This is a genomic window from Bacillus sp. YC2 (assembly GCF_019891195.1).
Taxonomy (GTDB): Bacteria; Bacillota; Bacilli; order Bacillales; family Bacillaceae; genus Bacillus.
Genome location: NZ_JAHXDO010000005.1, coordinates 259,913 through 275,976 on the forward strand (window position 1 = coordinate 259,913; position 16,064 = coordinate 275,976).

Sequence of the window (16,064 nt, forward strand, 5' to 3'; positions counted from 1 at the left end):
CTGGAAGGGGTCGCCTCAATTTCTGAAGCTTTTGATATGGATTGGGACGTGCTGCTGGAAGCCAATGCAGCATTGGATTTAAAGAAAGAACAAGAAAAGAAGAAAGGAGGTAAATAAAATTGGGTCAAGCTTTGCGTACAACTGCTGTTGAACTGAATTTGATCATGAATTCCAAACCTTTGCAACAAATGAACCAGCAGGTAGACCGGGTATTAAATAACGTCAGACAAGCAGCGCGCCCCGTCCAAACCATGCAAAGAAACTTTCAGCAAACAACGAGGACTATGAAAGGGGCAAACCGTTCGCTTCGTCTCGTAACCGGAAATGTTGAAACACTATCGCGGGGCCTGCGTGATGTTAATGGGAATTCTCAATCAATGAATCGGAATATCAATCAGACCACAACTCGGTTGACGCAAATGAACCGCGGCGCAAGCACAGTAAACAGAACAATGCGAGTGACAAACAGCCAGATGGATGTCATGAGAAATAGGCTGGCTGATACCAGTAGGGGGTCGGACACTACTGCACGCAGCTTCAGTACGCTTGGAAACCAAACAACGCGAAATTTTAACCGAATGACTAGCAACGTGCAGGGATTTTCGCGGAACTTTAGCAATGCCGACCGTACCGTCACAAGTGGAATGCAGAGCATGAACAGTTCTACGGCAAGGGCTGTTGGTAATATGAATAGCGCCATCAGAACAGTGCCTATAAACGCCAGTTCAATGGCGAGCGGTGTTTCTGCAAGTGTAGCTAAGGGAATCGTTACCCCCTTCAGGGAAGCGACAAGCGTTGTCAAAGGTTATGCCGGAGCTCTGGGTCTTTTATCCGCCGGAGCGTTAGCCGGAACAGGTATGAATCGTTTATCGGCTATAGAGCAAGCGAAAACCTCCTTATCTGTTTTAATGGGTGATGCAAAGAAGGCTCAGGGCTTTCTTGATAAACTATTATCGTTTGCCAAAACAACTCCTTTCGCGTTTCCTGACTTGGCGGAAATCGGCCGAAACTTGATTGCTTTTGGTCAGGATGAAAAGAAAGTCATCCCTACCATGAAAGCAATCGGTGACGCTGCTGCGGCATCCGGAAAAGGTGCAGAAGGTTTCAGGCAAATCGGTGATGCCATTGGAGCAATGCAAGTCGCCGGAACTGTGTCAATGGAAGAAATAAACCGCCTGACTGATGCTGGTATTCCAGCTTTGAAGATTTTAGCAAACCAAGCGGGCGTCAGTGCAATGGACATGAAGAATGCTATTTCTAAAGGCACCATGGACAGCACCGAGGCAATTGACGGCCTTGTTAAAGGAATGCAGAAAGGGACTGACGGAGTAGCCGGAAAAACGGCAGCGATGGCCGGAATTATGGAAAAGGCGAAAGATACATGGGTGGGCTCTTTGGATAGCATGAAATCATCCATCAGTTCCACAATGGCAAAACTGATGACGCCTTTAAAAATCCCTTTACAGAATTTTATGGGATGGTTCGGAACGCAGTTTAGTAAGCTTCCTGACGTGATATTCGGAGTAGCCAATACATTAAAGCCAGCGGCGCTGCCAATAAAAAATGCCTTTGCTGATATTTCTGATACAGTTAAAAACGATCTTGTTCCGGCTGCGGCTTCTATTTATTCTGCATTTGAACCTGTTGGTAGCTTGTTTGGAAAAGCTTTGATAGGTGCTATATCAGGTGTAGGTACTGCATTTAAAACTGTTGTTGGTCCGGTCGTAAAAACAATTACAGCTTGGAAGGGCTTTGCTCCGGTGGTATCCGGGATAGTATCGGCTTTTATTGCTTATAAAACTGTCACAATGGCTGTTGTCGCTGCCGAAAAAGTCAGTAACACGGTAAGAGCTATATCCATCGCTTTATCAAAGGCGCAGAGAGCGGCCCATCTTGCCATGATTGTAAGCGGCGGTGGGGTTCGTGGAATGCTCTTGGCGAACACAGCAGCAATGAGGGCTTTAAATATCACAATGTTAGCTAATCCATTCGTTTTAATTGCTTCACTGATCATTGGGCTGGGAGCGGCGTTTTATACAGCTTACAAGAAATCTGAAGCATTCAGAAACGGAGTAAATAAGGTTTTTTCGAGCATTGGAAAAGCGACTGTATCAGTTGTTAAAGGAATCCAAGCCGCGTGGAATAGTTTGGCTCCTGTATTCAATTCAGCTTTATCTGGATTGGTTAGCGCATGGGACAATGTCATCAAAGCGTTAGGGGCAGCAGGCAATATATTAAAATCCTATTTCAGCAAGAAAGGACAAGAAGCAGCCGGGGCATTTAATTCAGGTTTTGCAAGTTCTCTTAAAACGATTGGTTCAGCCTTTTCTAAGATTGGTAATGGAATAGGGGCATTCTTTGAAATAGGGAAGAACGCTGCCAGTGAATTCGGAAAGGGATTACAGGCAAGTGTCGGCCCCCTTGTCTCTGGATTCCTTACCCAATTTAAAACGGGTTTAAGTAGCGTTGGTGGTGTCATTTCACTTATCGCACCACTAATGACAGGGATTGGGCTTTCGATAGCGGGAGTTACTGGTCCAATAGGTATTCTTATCTCTGCCTTTGTCAGCTTAATAGGCTACATTTACAGATTGTCCCAAACTAATGAAACAGTTAAGAATGCTCTTGTCACTGCATGGACAGCTATTTCAAGTGTCATCAGTTCCGTTTTAACAGCACTTCAGCCGATTTTTGAAGTATTTAAAGATACATTCAAGGAATTTGCAGATCAATTGGGACCAGAATTTCAGAAGACAGCCCAAGTAATGAGTGAAAGTTTGGCGACGCTTCAGCCTGCTTTTTCTGAACTGGGTTCTGCCTTTGGCGAGCTTGCGCAAACGATCCAGCCGATTTTGCAACAAGTGACCGGATCATTCGCTCAACTTATTCCACAGATCCTTCCTATCATCGGTCAATTGATTTCCGTTTGGGTGAATTTGCAATCGACGCTTTTATCTGGTGCGATGACTGTTATTACCTCGGTGTTACCGATATTAGCACAAGCATTCATGCAAATAATGCCAGTGATCCTGCAAGTTGTTCAGGCTGTTTTTGGTTTGCTACCATCTCTCATCAGTGCAATTATTCCGGTCATTATGCAAATTATACAGGCTGTGCTTCCGATTCTACTACAAGTAGTCCAGATGGTATTTCCAGCAGTTTTGCAAATTATACAAGCGGTGTTACCGATAGTGCTTCAGTTAATCACTGCATTAATGCCTGTGATCTTGCAAATTGTCAATACAGTGTTGCCAATGCTTTTATCGGTGATTCAAGCGGTATTCCCGATTATATTAGCAGTAATCAGGGCCGTTCTCCCGATCGCTGTAACACTATTTACAAGTGTAATTCAAATCGTTTTGCAGTTGGCAAGCGCGGTCCTCCCTCTCATTTTGACGGTGGTTCAAGCTGTGTTCCCGATTATCCTGACAGTCATACAAGCAGTTATCCCGATTGTCACGGCATTATTAAAAGGCGTCATGATCGTCATCACATATATATTGATTCCGGCCATCAGGTTGATATTGGCTGTCATTCAAATTGTTTTCCCGCTGGTGCTAAGTGTCATCACAACCGTAATCAATGCCATTTCAGTTGTTATTAGATTTTTGTGTAAGGTATTCAATTCGGTTGTAACCACAGTAACAAGTGTGAAAAATGCGATCGTGGATAGATGGACGTACATCAAGAATAAAGTATCTGAGCTGGCGCATCGGTTATGGGAAAACGTAACGAATAAATTCAATGACATTGTTGATGCTGCAAAAGCTTTGCCGGGTAAAATCGGTGATGGAATTAAGAATATGTCAAAGCATGCGTTGAGTGGGATTATTTCGCTTGGTAATTCAATGAAAGATGCAATGGCTAAAGCTGTAAATGGTGTTATCGGTGGGGTAAACTGGGTTCTAGATAAGATAGGCGTTTCCAAGATCCCTGAGTGGAAGCCAGCGAATTTCAAAATGCCGAAATATGCACACGGCACCGGAGCTCATCCAGGCGGACCTGCTATTCTTGGAGATGGTAAAGGCTCCAATGCGGGGTCTGAATTGTTCCGGACACCATCTGGACATATGGGTTTGAGCCCAGCAACTGATACCATGATGAACCTGCCGAAAGGCACGGAAGTACTGTCTGCAAAACAGACAAGAGCTGCATTGTCCATGATGCCTGCATATGCCAAGGGTACAGGTGGAAATTTCTTGACAAAAGCATGGGATGGGGCCAAAGCGGCTGTTGGTAAGGTGAAAGACGTCGCTTTAGATGTTTTTGATTATATTGGGCATCCATCAAAACTATTGACGAAGGTCTTGGAAAAAATGGGGGTTTCAGCTCCTTCGATGCCGGGTTCATTCGGCGATATGGCAAAAGGGGCTTTTACTTTTATCAAGGATAAGGCTGTAGGCTTTGTTAAAGGCAAAATGGCAAGCTATGCGGAAAGTTTCTCCGGCGGTGGGAGCAAGGCCGTGAAAAAATGGGTTGCTCAAGCTTTGTCTATTAAAGGATTAGGACCGCAGTTCGCGGGGGCTCTTGAAACAATCGCTATGAAAGAATCCGGTGGAAATCCTAATGTGGTAAATAACTGGGATTCAAATGCGAAAGCCGGCCATCCATCACAAGGGCTCATGCAGTTCATACCGAGTACATTCAATGCTCATAAGGAGCCGGGACATGGAAACATTAAGAATCCAGTGGATCAGATACTGGCTTCAATTAATTATCTGAACAGCAGATACGGCGGCATCCTAAAGCACCCAGGTCTTAAATCTATGGCACATGGTGGCCCGTATGTCGGCTATGCCAAAGGTGGAACGTCACCGGGAGCCGGCGGGGCTAAAATGGCGGTATTAAATGAGCGCGGCTATGATGAAACCACTATTACAACTGATCCGAGATACCGCGAAAGAAATCTCGGTCTATGGGCGCGAGTCGGCCATGATCTCGGCGTCGAAACAGGATACACTCCGGGAACGGCCGCCACGACTTCAACTGGATCAGGCAGCTCTGTCCAGTTTAACCCTACCATCTACGTTCAGGTTAACAGCAAAGAGGGAGAAAACACAGAGGGCAACATAAAGCGTGCAATTAAAGAAGTGATAGAGGAGTCATACGCCAGCATAATGGACATGTATTCCCCGGAAGGAGATTATTGATATGGCTAAACTCGGCAAAATAAAAATTATCAACGAGAAAGAATCCGATACGGCCGATGTCGATGTTACTTCATATCCAGTTGAAAAAGGCATACCTATCACGGATCATGTACAACGAAAGCCCGAGACGACAAGCGTTTCGGGTTATTTGTTGGGGAGCAGCGCCAATAGCGATTATGAATATTTGAAAAAGCAGCAGTATGCCGGGAAACTCATGCAGTATACCGGACGCAAAATTGCTAAAAATGTGCTGATTACAAACATCAATAGAGACATCGGCGAAATAAAAAACGGTTTTGCTATAACAGTTGAACTACAAGAAATCAGAATCGCAAAAAGTCCGTGGGTTAAGAAGAAAACAAAAAATGCCGGAAAAAAGAAGAAATCCAGCACCAAAAAATCAAAAGCTGTTTATCACAAAGTGAAAAAGGGTGAAACCTATTCACACATGAGAATGTGGTATGGTACAAGCCTTTCCCAATTGAGAAAGTGGAACAAATACCCTGATCGACGAATACCGATTGGGGTCAAATTACGTGTGAAATAGGAGGATGGCATATGGCGGTCCGTGACTATATCCCTTTTGATAAAGAGGAAATCCCACAGCAATTTGAAATTGATCTTGCTGACGGGACATTCGTTATGCGAATAAATTACAATCAGACAGATGACAGCTTTTCGCTTGACTTGTTTGATTTGGATATGGAAGAGATTGTGCTCGGCGAAAAACTCATCCTTAATGTTCCGTTATGGGAAGATATTGTTGATGACCGTCTCCCCGCCCCTTCTCTTGTTCCAATGGATGAATCAAATACAGAAACGCGGGTTTCAGCAGAAAATTTTATGAAAACCGTGTTTCTTTATATTGATGACGTGGGAAGCGAGGAGGCAGATAATGGCGACGGCGAATAAACTATTGTTTGGGAGAATTATAAAAGTCACAATCGATAACGGTCATTATAAAGGGACATTTGATTACAAAGATTTAGAGATTCATTTCGAAGTGCCTTTTGATGATGACAGCAAGCCGAATGAATCCAAAGTGACAATCTTTAACTTGAGCACTAGCACTATAAATAAAATCCGGAAAGGCAGCTCTATGACAATCCAAGCGGGCTATAAAGACGATTACGGTGTGCTTGCCATAGGAAAGGTTACAAAAGTGCTGACGAGCCGTGACGGCGTTAATAAGCTAACTGTCATTCATATGAAAGAGGGTGACGACTATTCCCATATAAAAGTGACTGCGGACGTTGCCGATTCCCCCGAAAAATACTATGTCAATAAGCGGTACAAGCTCAAGAAGCCTATTAAAACAACAACACAGAAAAAGGTTAAACTGAAATCTGGAAAGATTGTTACCCGCACGAGTACAAAAACAATCAACTATAAAACAGTCCGAGAGGCCAAGTACAGAAAGCAGTCAATGAAAATCACGTTCAAAAAAAACACCAGCGCGCAAGTTATTATAAAAAAATTGACACGGATACTTGATATTAAATTGGCCCAGCTTTCATTGCCACGAAACAAAATCTATAAAAGCGGCTATACAGTAACTGGCTCAATTGAAAAGAAACTTGAAGAGGTCGTGAAAGACTGCGGCGCAGCCCTTTATTATAGACGGGGCCGAATGGTTATTCGGTCAATTACATCAGGCGATGACGAAAGGTTTACATTACAAGAGTCCACTGGCTTGATAGATTCTCCCGCGCCTTTTGAAGATGAAAATTTGAAGGGGTATACCGTGAAATGTCTCTTGCAGCACCGTATCACAACAGCTTCTATTATTGAGGTAAAGAGCAAAACTGCTAAGGGAAAATATCGGGCGAAACGCGGCAAGCATTATTTTGACGGCAACGACTTCATGACGGAAACGGATGTGATCTAATGACAAAACAAACAAATTTTTATGACGCCTTAATAAAAAACATAAAACATAGTATCCATACGTTAGCTCCGGCCCGAATCGTTTCCTATGACGCTGGGACAAAAACAGCCAGTGTTAAGCCGTTGTTTATGACTGCTGATGAGGACACGCTTTATGAGCAGCCATTAATAGAAGCTGTGCCTGTATTAAAACATGCTCAAACTGACATTGCTCCGGGCGTCGTCGTGTTTGTCGCCTTTGCCGAAAGAGCGCTTGACAATCTATCAGGAAATAAACCCTTTGATCCTGACAGCAGCCGAACACATGACATGACGGATGCCGTGGTGATGGGGGTATGGGACGGATGAAAACCCTAAAGTACAAAAACGGTGATATTTGTTTTGAGAATAATGAACTGCAAATGGTCGAAGGTGATGTTGAAATTGCTCAGTCTATTGAAATCACTTTAAAAACAAGGTTAGGCGAGTTTGAGTTGGATGAACACGTCGGGCTCGAACGTGAAAACCTGCTCGGGAAAAATCTTGATGATGAAGAAGCGATTTATGATATTATTAGCGCTATTTCTCAAGATGAGCGGATCGAAAGCGTTGAGGATGTTGAGTTTTTAACAGGCAAGAGTAAGCGCTCTCGATCTATTAATATCAAAATGAATAAGGCTGACGATGATACAGTAATTGAAATGGAGGGCGTTGATCTTGCTTAATGAAAACGGGTTCCAGCGCAAAACATATTCGGATTTAGTCGATGACATGGAAGATAAGGCGCGGGAACAATTTGGAGAAGATGTAAACACGTCAAGCCGTACCCCGTTAGGAATCATTCTCCGTATATTTGCATGGTTTCTATCAGGGTTGTGGGATGTTTCCGAGCGCGTTTATAATTCCGGATTTGTCAGCAAGTCTGAGGGCGTGCAATTAGACCGTCTCGGCAGTAATAACGGTATACTGCGGGAACCGGCCAGCGAATCATACGTGACACTTTCTTTTACAGGTGAACCCGGCCATGTTATAGAGGAACAAACACAATTCGCAACCGAATCAGACATTTATTTTGAGGTGTTAGAGGCCGTTCAACTTAATTCAAAAGGCGAAGGCACAGCGCAAGCGATTTCATTGGAAAAAGGCATAGATAACAATGTCGCGGCCGATACGATTACCGTTCAAGCTGAACCATCAGAAAATATATTCACTGTTACGAATCCCGAGAAATCGGCAGGCGGTTCAGATATTGAAACTGATAGTGAATTTCGGGCACGGATTAAACGGTCTATCGAAGGGAGTTCAGCTTCGACGAACAGCGGCATTATAGCGGCGCTCTTGGGTGTTTCCGGGGTACGTTCAGCAAATATTGTTGCCAACAATACCATGAATGAAGATGGTGACGGCAACCCGCCGAAAAGTATCCACGCTTATGTCCTTGGCGGAACAAAAGATGACGTCGCCCAGGCTTTATTTGATAGTGTGGCAGCCGGTATTGAAACAGTTGGTGGGCAAACCGTGACCATTACAGACGCCAGCGGTCTGGCTCATGATGTGAAATTTGATTTTGCAAAAGAAGTAAAAGTTTATGTTCAACTTGATTTGAAAACAAATGCGTCTTTTCCAGCAGATGGTGAAAATCAGATCAAAAACAATATCGTCTATAAAATCGGCGGCATTGATGAAAATGGCTCTTCTTTCACGGGTTCACAGATGGGTGACGACGTGATCTTGTCACAATTATTCAATGCAGTATATCAAGTAGATGGGGTAACTGATGTGACTATTCAAATCGGGAAGGATGCGGCGGCTCTCGGTCAGTCAAATATCACAATTGAACCGAAAGAGGTTGCGCAAGTACACTTCTCCGAAATAGTGGTGAACCTGACATGATTAAGGATTTAATAGGAAAGCTTACTGATGCGTTCTTGAAAGACGAAAAGAGCAACATCGGAAAGCTTTTTTTAATTATAGATGAACAATTGACAGCATTAAAAAATTCACTGACAACGGCGGAACAATGGCGGGATATTGACGCGGCGCGCGGCAAATCGCTGGACCTTCTCGGAGATAACGTAGCCCAGGACCGGGGCCGGGCCACTGATGAAATTTATCGGGTACTTATTCGTGGCAAGGTCGCCCGGAATGCCTCGGACGGGACAACAAACCGGATTATTGAAGCGTTGGCGAAAACGTTAAATTGCAAGCCGAGTGAAATAAACATTGTAAGCAGCAAGGAGAACAATCAAGATGAACCAGCTGCAATCATTGTGAAAAAGGCGCCGATCGAGGCGTTAAGTAAGGTTGGAATGAGTGAAACGCAATTTTCGAACATTGTTCAAAAAACTGTGGCTGCGGGGGTCCGAGTCGCCTATGTGGATTTAAACGGCACTTTCCGTTTTTCCTCTTCAGCCGACACGATAGAAACAAGCGAATACGGGTTTTCTACTGATGGAAAAGACGGCGGGACTCTGGGAGGCATCTTCCGGCCTGAAGATGATTACCCGTTACCAATTTAAGGAGTGAAATGCGAATGCCATTTACAAAAGAATTGCCTAAATGGGGGAATCCCGGCCAGCGGCCGCCGCAAACATCCATTGAACAAGGCTATAAGCCGATGGATCACCCACCGGCTGACTGGTTTAACTGGTATCAGTATACGGCTTACCAAGCATTAAAAGAGCTGCAAGAGATCGGGGCCACAAAAGATGATATTTCTTCAGCCGTATCTGATGCTAAAGCATATACTGACAAGCACGAAAAACGAACTGACAACCCACACAAGACAACAAAAGTACAAGTGGGGCTTGGCAACGTTGACAATGTGCAACAGGCTTCGAAAGCTGATTTTGACGCCCATACAAAGGATAATGACCGCCATATTACAGCCACAGAGCGCTCAAACTGGAATGCGAAGGAAACCATTACAGGGGCACAATTGAAAGCTGACAATTCCCTTACTGAGGCGAAAAAATACACTGACGTACTCGAAAAAAAACAAACCGATTTAACGTGGTTCGCTCCGACATTACTAAATAGTTGGAGTAATTACATTGATGCGAATTCAAATGATCAGACCGTTTTTAAAACACGCTATACTAAAGATGTTACTGGTACAGTTTTCGTTGAAGGTGCTATAGCAAAAGGGAAAATAGGCTTCGGTATTCCAGCCTTTATATTGCCGATTGGGTATAGACCAGCAAGAGCTTTTCAATGGGTTGGTGTTTCTTCTCAGGTTGGTATGTCTGGGATTCCCCAGACATACAGAGGGATTGTTGATACTGAAGGTAAGGTAATTATTGAGAACTGTTCAAATACGGCAAACCCAAACGATTATATTAGTCTAGGTTTTAGCTTCAAAGCTGTATAGGGGGACTTCTGATGATACAAGTATATAAATATGATGAAGATTATTTTTTTGAGACTCCTGTAATAATTCAAGGGTTAAATCAGGCTGGAAATATCATTCTGCCTGATAATTGCACAAAAATAGCACCGACTGATGGAATGTACAAACCTCAATTTCATCCAGAAAAAGGAGAATGGTGGGAAGCTGCATCCTTAGAATATATAAAAGGTTTGGAACAAGATCGGGAATCATCAGATTTAGAGATATTAAAAGAACAAAATGCTTTATTGATCTCTCAGTTAGCAAAAACTCAATCTATGTCCAAAGAACAGGCTCAAATGTACGCTGATCTCATTTTCTTACTTACAAAAAAAGGGGTGATATAATTGGACTGGTTTAAAAGTATTCGTGCATGCTTTAACTGGGGATGTTACTCACCGGAAGATGTACGGGAATTTGTTCAATACAACAAAATCACTGAAAATCAATATGAAGAGATTGTTAATTCAGGAAAAACTATTGTTGCAGATGAACAAGTATGATAGTTTAATTTTATGAAAAATACTATCTGTTTACTTATCATTGGTTTATTTATTTTAATGAGTGGGTGCTCAACACATGAAACATCTGTAAAAGGTGCTAGTAAAACATCAATTAAGACTGATAGTTATCGTCCTTTAATGATTGCACATAGGGGGGCTTCTGCTTTAGAGCCTGAGCACACTTTACGATCTTATAAACGAGCAATACAGGATAAAGCTGATTTTATTGAGATCGATCTGAGACAAACTAAAGACGGTAATCTGGTTGCAATACACGATAAGGATGTTAAAAGAACGACAAATGGTAATGGAGATGTGCAGAACCTTACTTTGGCCCAATTAAAAGAACTCAATGCGGGTAAAGGGCAAAAGATATTGACTATTGAAGAAATCATTCAAGAATTTGGCACCTCTATAAAGTATTATATTGAAACGAGAGAAGATAACAGCGGCAATTTAGTCATGGAAGAAAAGTTAATAAATATTTTGAACAAGTATGATTTAATTAAGGAAAACAAAATTGTACTTGAATCCTTTAGTGAAAAGAGTTTAAAGAAGATTCATTCCATAAACAAGGCTATTCCTCTTGTTCGATTGCTGAGAGATGAAGAGGTGAAAAACGTAACATCCGTTAGTCTAAAGAATATAAAAAATTATGCTTATGCTGTTGGACCGAACGCTAAGTTAGTCAATGAAGACATTGTTAAAAAAGTACATGACGCAGATTTAAAGATTCATGTGTTTTTCGATGCGACAACTGAGAAAAAATTGACACCAAAAATGCTTAAATTAAGGGTGGATGGATTATTTACCAATAATCCCGCATATACAAGAAAATTTTTAGACTCGTCTATATAGGCGGGTTTTTTATTTTGCCTCGAAGGAGGTGAAACGTATGAGATAGATAAAAAGGGGGGCGTACTAATGTCACAAATGACGGAGGTACCTGATATGAATCCATTAGAAAAAGAAATGCAACAAATAGCATCAAAACAAGAAAAACTGGAATTGCGAGTTTATTCATTAGAACGCTCTTCAGACAGGCATGATCAGCAGATCACTACGCTTAACGAAAAGCTCAATAAAATCGAAGAGAACACAACTTGGATTAAGCGGACCATCACAGGAGCCATTGTGACAGCAATCAGCACGGGTATTATCGGCGGGGCTATCGCGATCATGTATAACCTGCTGCAAAAATAAGGAGGAAAACAAAATATGAAAAACTTTGACAAAGGCTCAGTCGTTCGGACTGTGCTTCTTTTTATTGCACTGGCAAACCAGGTATTAGTGATGTTTGGTAAGGACGTGCTTCCAATTGCCGACGATCAAGTCAATGATCTGGCGGACGCGGTTTATTTAGGCGGCTCCATCGGGTTTACGATCATCATGTCGCTGGTAACATGGTTCAAAAACAACTATGTGACTAAGAAAGGCCATAAGCAAAAAGCCGTTTTAAAACAGCACGATTTGACCAAGTAAAGGCTGCCGTTCGGCGGCCTTTTTTATATTTCAAAACAGAATAGGAGAGAATTATATGTCAGCATTCAGAAACCAATATATCAATATTAACGAATGGACACGGCCGGGCATTAAAAATAATAGCGTCAGGAAACTTGTCGTTCACTATACCGCGAATCCCGGAGCGCCTGCTGCTAACCATTATAGATATTTTGGAGAAACGCTTCCCTCCCAAAACAGAAAGCAGTCGAAGAAGTACCAAACCTATGCTTCTGCTCATATCTTTGTTGACCGAACAGAGGCTATTTGTATCATTCCATTAAACGAAGTGGCTTACCATGCGAATGATGTTCAGCAGATCGTTAATGGTCAGCCTTACCGCGGAGTAGCGGCATTGAAACCGAACGCGAATTTCTTATCTGTCGGCGTGGAACTGTGCATTGAAAAATCCGGTACTTTCCACCCGGATACAGTTGCCCGAGCGGAACAAGTCTGTGCTGAACTGTGCAAGATGTTTAAACTTGATCCGATCAATGACATCGTACGGCACTATGACATTACTCATAAAATCTGCCCGGCCCCATGGGTAAGCAGGTCACAGGGGTTCGCTGATTTTAAGAAAGGAGTAAAAGCACGATTAGGCGGGGTAGTAATTACCAAACCAACTAACAACAAATCAAAAACTAACACCGATTCGAATAAGGGCCGTTTCATCAAAAACACGGTGGTTTCAAGTGATGGCTTGGTTTTGCGTACAGAACGAAGTGCCAGTTCTTCAATGGTGCTAACCCTGCCGAATGGCACGATTGTAAAATATCAGCTTGGTTCAACTGTCAACGGATGGGGCTATGTTGAGTATACCAATTCAAAAGGCCAAACATTCCACGGCTATGTGAACGTCTCATACATTAAGAGTGATAATGAGCTGAAAAGCGGCGGCAAGAAGAAAGTAACATCGTCAAAGCCTAAAACCACTCAAAAATCAAAATTCAGCCTTCCTGCGGGTATTTTTAAAGTCACAAGCCCGTTGACCCGAGGGGAGGCCGTAAAACAGATTCAGACGGCGCTGGCGGCTCTTCACTATTACCCGGATAAGAATGCAAAGAATTTCGGAATTGACGGCGCATATGGCCCGAAAACCGCCAACGCCGTTAGACGGTTCCAGCTGATGAATGGATTGAAGGCTGACGGCATTTATGGGCCGGATACCAAAGCAAAGCTTGATTCATTATTGAAATAATAAAAAACCCCTCTCTTATGAGGGGGGTTAAAAATCAAAACTTTTCACATCGTTTACCAAGCCATATTCGTTTTTAGAATCAAGAGCTTTTTCATACTTATTCATAAATTTTGAAGTTTCATTCTGCTTTTGATACGATCCTTCATGAATTTCAGTATAATTCTCCCCATTATCTTCAGCAATACCTTTAAAAAGTTCCTCTTTTAATCCTTTTTCTTCATAAGCTTTAATTATTTCTTTTAAATCTTCTACCCTCTTTTTGATAGGGTATCCAATTACATAATTCAGAACCTCTTCTTCATGCATAATATTTCTCTTTAAAGTATCAATTACTTCCCAACCTTCTTGGATATAACGATTTACATTTTGCATATGGCTTAGTTCAATTATTTCCACGTATTCTTTCAAAGTAGCATCTCCTTTAACTTTTATAGAGTGATTATACCAGATTATGAATAAAATAACTCTTTTTTTCACAATATCTATTTACAATCGTAAACAGGTATTGTATAATTAAAGTATAGAAAGGAGGTGCTGGGGTGGACGAGATTAGAAACATTGTTCTTATTATCGCTGGTATCGTGACCATTATCAAAAACATCTATGATATATGGCAAAAGGAAAGCGAAAAGCGAGAAAAGAACATGAAAAAGCGCTCCCGCCGGACAAGCAAGAAGCGCTGAAACATAGTGAGACAAGGGGAGAAAATCCCCTTGCTCCAATATTATATCACGTCCACGACGATATGAAAAAATATTTTAAGCAGTACAGCTCGTTTGATATGACCACACTTATTATCATCATTGCTGGTATTGTGGCTATTGATTACGAAACAGCCGGTACACTTGGGAAAATCACAATGTTTGTTTTATACTTGGCTGTAATGATTATTTTGTTAAAAGGATTTTTTATGATGTGGAGAGAAAGCCGACATGAAAGAAAGTGAAAAAATCAGGTTTATTCAGGAAGAAGTTTTAACCGCAGCGGAAGTTGCCGAGCTGCTTGATGTAACTCGGCAGCGTGTAAGCCAGCTTAACAGCGGTGGGCGGCTCAAAGCGGTTAAGAAGGTGGGAACAGTGGCCTTATTCTTGCTGGACCATGTACAAGCTCTAAAAAAAGAATTAGAAGCAGAGCGGAAGAAATACCGGCCGTATGATCAGTAAAAGCCCACCTGTTAAGAAGGCGGGCTTTTTTGTAATTTCATCGATCTGCACTGCATATAAAGCCATTATTTGTTGTTCAACAAATGCAACAAAAAAATGTCCTCTAGTTATTTATGGTCCCATAATTATTTATGTTTCCATCTTTCATTACTCTATTTAAAGCATCATAATCCTCTTTGTTAAAAGAGACAGTTACTCTATCAACTCTATCCGAATCTGCATACAAGAATAATTGTTGGTTGAATTTTATCCCTGATTGCCCAATTATTCGGTATATCAGGTTTAAAATTTTAAAACAATCTAAATCTACTCCATCTTTTAAATGGTTCTTAATACTAATAATCACATAGTTGTTGACGGTTTCAAATCTAGGCTTCCGGGGAGATATATTGTTAATTTTGCAAAGTCCTTTGACGGATTGTTTGAAAATATCTGAAACCTCATTACTTTTTGACAAAAAAATCACCCTTTTTTTTGTTTATATGGTACCATTATCCATGAATAAATAAAATAGGAGTTGAATTGAATATTATGAAAAAGTTGTTCGTTTTGTCATTTATTGTGCTTTCGTCATTCTTATTAGCAAGTCCTTCTTTAGCAAGTGAAAAACCTAGTCAATTGGAAGATTTATCTCAGCTTGGCGACATTGTTTATCAAGATAATGAGATTACAGTAAGAGATTTAGGCAATGATCCTTTAGTTTCCAATATCATTGCTGAAGACCCAAATAGTGTTATAGCTGATGAAGATGCTGGAATTAAACCAAAAGCTGTGGGTCCCGGAGGAAGGGCAGTTATTAACGCAGCGGATAATGGAAGAACTATTTACTGGACAGTTAGACCAAAAACATTATGGCCTTTCCATTTTGAAGGTTATGTAAAATTACGTTATTATTCTGGTTTTAAAAGAGATGCGCCAATAGGTGGTATGGGGGCTTTAGGAAGCAGTATAAGTGGAGCTGTACACATGAATAAGAATAATGGAGGGTATGCAACTTTGAAGGGTACTGCGTACTCATTGGATATGAGTAAATACTCAGTCTTACCTGGAGTTGGAACTTCATTCTAAGGAGATAATTATATATCTGTTATAAGTGAGTAGACCGCAATAAGTTTGCGGTTTTTTTTCGTTTACACATAATATGCAAATAGTGGTAAAATTTATAAAAACATAGGGGGGATTTTGTGGAGCAAACTTTGTCATCTTCGCAAGTGGGCGTTAAAATTAACGAATGGTATAAAATGATTCGTCAATTCAGCGTTCCGGATGCGGAGATTTTGAAAGCAGAAGTGG

At 41.7% G+C, this 16,064-nt stretch carries 21 protein-coding genes; 19 read left to right on the forward strand and 2 right to left on the reverse strand.

Going from position 1 to position 16,064, the window contains the following annotated elements; all coding sequences use genetic code 11:
- Window positions 1-119 precede the first annotated feature (119 nt).
- From KY305_RS11245 to KY305_RS11315, 15 genes are all read left to right on the forward strand, one after another.
- The gene (locus KY305_RS11245; RefSeq protein WP_223062587.1) at window positions 120-5,150 is read left to right on the forward strand and encodes a tape measure protein; all 5,031 of its coding nucleotides are present in this window, start codon (window positions 120-122) and stop codon (window positions 5,148-5,150) included.
- Between the two features lies 1 nt (window position 5,151).
- Entirely contained in the window at window positions 5,152-5,697 is a 546-nt protein-coding gene (locus KY305_RS11250) for a LysM peptidoglycan-binding domain-containing protein (protein WP_223062588.1), read from the forward strand.
- An 11-nt stretch (window positions 5,698-5,708) separates the two neighbouring features.
- A complete protein-coding gene (locus KY305_RS11255) occupies window positions 5,709-6,062 on the forward strand; it encodes a phage baseplate plug family protein (protein WP_223062589.1) in 354 nt (117 codons plus the stop codon).
- The gene (locus KY305_RS11260) at window positions 6,046-7,038 is read left to right on the forward strand and encodes a phage protein (protein ID WP_223062590.1); all 993 of its coding nucleotides are present in this window, start codon (window positions 6,046-6,048) and stop codon (window positions 7,036-7,038) included. Before KY305_RS11255 ends, KY305_RS11260 begins: the two co-directional genes overlap by 17 nt.
- Window positions 7,038-7,385: a Gp138 family membrane-puncturing spike protein gene (locus KY305_RS11265; RefSeq protein WP_223062591.1), complete on the forward strand. Its 348-nt coding sequence runs from the start codon at window positions 7,038-7,040 to the stop codon at window positions 7,383-7,385. Before KY305_RS11260 ends, KY305_RS11265 begins: the two co-directional genes overlap by 1 nt.
- A complete protein-coding gene (locus KY305_RS11270; protein WP_262417707.1) occupies window positions 7,373-7,741 on the forward strand; it encodes a DUF2634 domain-containing protein in 369 nt (122 codons plus the stop codon). The genes KY305_RS11265 and KY305_RS11270 overlap by 13 nt, the downstream gene beginning before the upstream one ends.
- Window positions 7,734-8,909 (forward strand): baseplate J/gp47 family protein, encoded by a 1,176-nt coding sequence (locus KY305_RS11275; RefSeq protein ID WP_223062592.1) that lies wholly within the window; start codon window positions 7,734-7,736, stop codon window positions 8,907-8,909. Before KY305_RS11270 ends, KY305_RS11275 begins: the two co-directional genes overlap by 8 nt.
- Window positions 8,906-9,535, forward strand: coding sequence for a DUF2612 domain-containing protein (locus tag KY305_RS11280; protein WP_223062593.1), 630 nt, complete (start codon window positions 8,906-8,908; stop codon window positions 9,533-9,535). Before KY305_RS11275 ends, KY305_RS11280 begins: the two co-directional genes overlap by 4 nt.
- 14 nt (window positions 9,536-9,549) lie before the next feature.
- A complete protein-coding gene (locus KY305_RS11285) occupies window positions 9,550-10,386 on the forward strand; it encodes a hypothetical protein (protein ID WP_223062594.1) in 837 nt (278 codons plus the stop codon).
- Window positions 10,387-10,397: 11 nt separating this feature from the next.
- Window positions 10,398-10,751, forward strand: a complete 354-nt coding sequence (locus KY305_RS11290; RefSeq protein WP_223062595.1) for a hypothetical protein — start codon at window positions 10,398-10,400, stop codon at window positions 10,749-10,751.
- Window positions 10,752-10,907 (forward strand): XkdX family protein, encoded by a 156-nt coding sequence (locus KY305_RS11295; RefSeq protein ID WP_223062596.1) that lies wholly within the window; start codon window positions 10,752-10,754, stop codon window positions 10,905-10,907.
- Between the two features lie 12 nt (window positions 10,908-10,919).
- Window positions 10,920-11,765, forward strand: a complete 846-nt coding sequence (locus tag KY305_RS11300) for a glycerophosphodiester phosphodiesterase family protein (protein WP_223062597.1) — start codon at window positions 10,920-10,922, stop codon at window positions 11,763-11,765.
- A gap of 93 nt (window positions 11,766-11,858) precedes the next feature.
- Entirely contained in the window at window positions 11,859-12,110 is a 252-nt protein-coding gene (locus KY305_RS11305) for a hemolysin XhlA family protein (RefSeq protein ID WP_396021521.1), read from the forward strand.
- A 15-nt stretch (window positions 12,111-12,125) separates the two neighbouring features.
- Window positions 12,126-12,389, forward strand: a complete 264-nt coding sequence (locus KY305_RS11310) for a phage holin (protein ID WP_223062599.1) — start codon at window positions 12,126-12,128, stop codon at window positions 12,387-12,389.
- A gap of 55 nt (window positions 12,390-12,444) precedes the next feature.
- Complete coding sequence (locus tag KY305_RS11315) at window positions 12,445-13,608, forward strand: N-acetylmuramoyl-L-alanine amidase (RefSeq protein WP_223062600.1); 1,164 nt, start codon at window positions 12,445-12,447, stop codon at window positions 13,606-13,608.
- A gap of 27 nt (window positions 13,609-13,635) precedes the next feature.
- Here KY305_RS11315 and KY305_RS11320 read toward each other — a convergent pair whose 3' ends face one another.
- Window positions 13,636-14,016, reverse strand: a complete 381-nt coding sequence (locus KY305_RS11320; RefSeq protein WP_223062601.1) for a hypothetical protein — start codon at window positions 14,014-14,016, stop codon at window positions 13,636-13,638.
- 202 nt (window positions 14,017-14,218) lie between these two features.
- On the opposite strand from KY305_RS11320, the gene KY305_RS20020 reads away from it, so the two are divergent.
- Together KY305_RS20020 and KY305_RS11330 are read left to right on the forward strand one after the other, a co-directional pair.
- Complete coding sequence (locus KY305_RS20020; protein WP_262417708.1) at window positions 14,219-14,554, forward strand: hypothetical protein; 336 nt, start codon at window positions 14,219-14,221, stop codon at window positions 14,552-14,554.
- Window positions 14,541-14,771, forward strand: a complete 231-nt coding sequence (locus tag KY305_RS11330; protein ID WP_223062602.1) for a helix-turn-helix domain-containing protein — start codon at window positions 14,541-14,543, stop codon at window positions 14,769-14,771. The genes KY305_RS20020 and KY305_RS11330 overlap by 14 nt, the downstream gene beginning before the upstream one ends.
- A 103-nt stretch (window positions 14,772-14,874) precedes the next feature.
- Here the strand turns inward: KY305_RS11330 and KY305_RS11335 are convergent, their stop codons facing one another.
- Window positions 14,875-15,228, reverse strand: a complete 354-nt coding sequence (locus tag KY305_RS11335; protein WP_223062603.1) for a hypothetical protein — start codon at window positions 15,226-15,228, stop codon at window positions 14,875-14,877.
- 65 nt (window positions 15,229-15,293) lie between these two features.
- Here KY305_RS11335 and KY305_RS11340 point away from each other — a divergent pair, with 65 nt between their 5' ends.
- Window positions 15,294-15,839 (forward strand): hypothetical protein, encoded by a 546-nt coding sequence (locus KY305_RS11340; protein ID WP_223062604.1) that lies wholly within the window; start codon window positions 15,294-15,296, stop codon window positions 15,837-15,839.
- Window positions 15,840-15,955: 116 nt separating this feature from the next.
- Window positions 15,956-16,064 (forward strand): response regulator aspartate phosphatase (locus KY305_RS11345; protein ID WP_223062620.1); only part of this gene is annotated, 109 nt, incomplete at its 3' end.

Coding starts and splice junctions, on each gene's coding strand:
- KY305_RS11250 (WP_223062588.1), top strand. CDS start 5,152: ATGGCTAAACTCGGCAAAATAAAAATTATCAACGAGAAAGAATCCGAT.
- KY305_RS11255 (WP_223062589.1), top strand. CDS start 5,709: ATGGCGGTCCGTGACTATATCCCTTTTGATAAAGAGGAAATCCCACAG.
- KY305_RS11260 (WP_223062590.1), top strand. CDS start 6,046: ATGGCGACGGCGAATAAACTATTGTTTGGGAGAATTATAAAAGTCACA.
- KY305_RS11265 (WP_223062591.1), top strand. CDS start 7,038: ATGACAAAACAAACAAATTTTTATGACGCCTTAATAAAAAACATAAAA.
- KY305_RS11270 (WP_262417707.1), top strand. CDS start 7,373: ATGGGACGGATGAAAACCCTAAAGTACAAAAACGGTGATATTTGTTTT.
- KY305_RS11280 (WP_223062593.1), top strand. CDS start 8,906: ATGATTAAGGATTTAATAGGAAAGCTTACTGATGCGTTCTTGAAAGAC.
- KY305_RS11285 (WP_223062594.1), top strand. CDS start 9,550: ATGCCATTTACAAAAGAATTGCCTAAATGGGGGAATCCCGGCCAGCGG.
- KY305_RS11290 (WP_223062595.1), top strand. CDS start 10,398: ATGATACAAGTATATAAATATGATGAAGATTATTTTTTTGAGACTCCT.
- KY305_RS11300 (WP_223062597.1), top strand. CDS start 10,920: ATGAAAAATACTATCTGTTTACTTATCATTGGTTTATTTATTTTAATG.
- KY305_RS11305 (WP_396021521.1), top strand. CDS start 11,859: ATGAATCCATTAGAAAAAGAAATGCAACAAATAGCATCAAAACAAGAA.
- KY305_RS11310 (WP_223062599.1), top strand. CDS start 12,126: ATGAAAAACTTTGACAAAGGCTCAGTCGTTCGGACTGTGCTTCTTTTT.
- KY305_RS11315 (WP_223062600.1), top strand. CDS start 12,445: ATGTCAGCATTCAGAAACCAATATATCAATATTAACGAATGGACACGG.
- KY305_RS20020 (WP_262417708.1), top strand. CDS start 14,219: ATGGCAAAAGGAAAGCGAAAAGCGAGAAAAGAACATGAAAAAGCGCTC.
- KY305_RS11330 (WP_223062602.1), top strand. CDS start 14,541: ATGAAAGAAAGTGAAAAAATCAGGTTTATTCAGGAAGAAGTTTTAACC.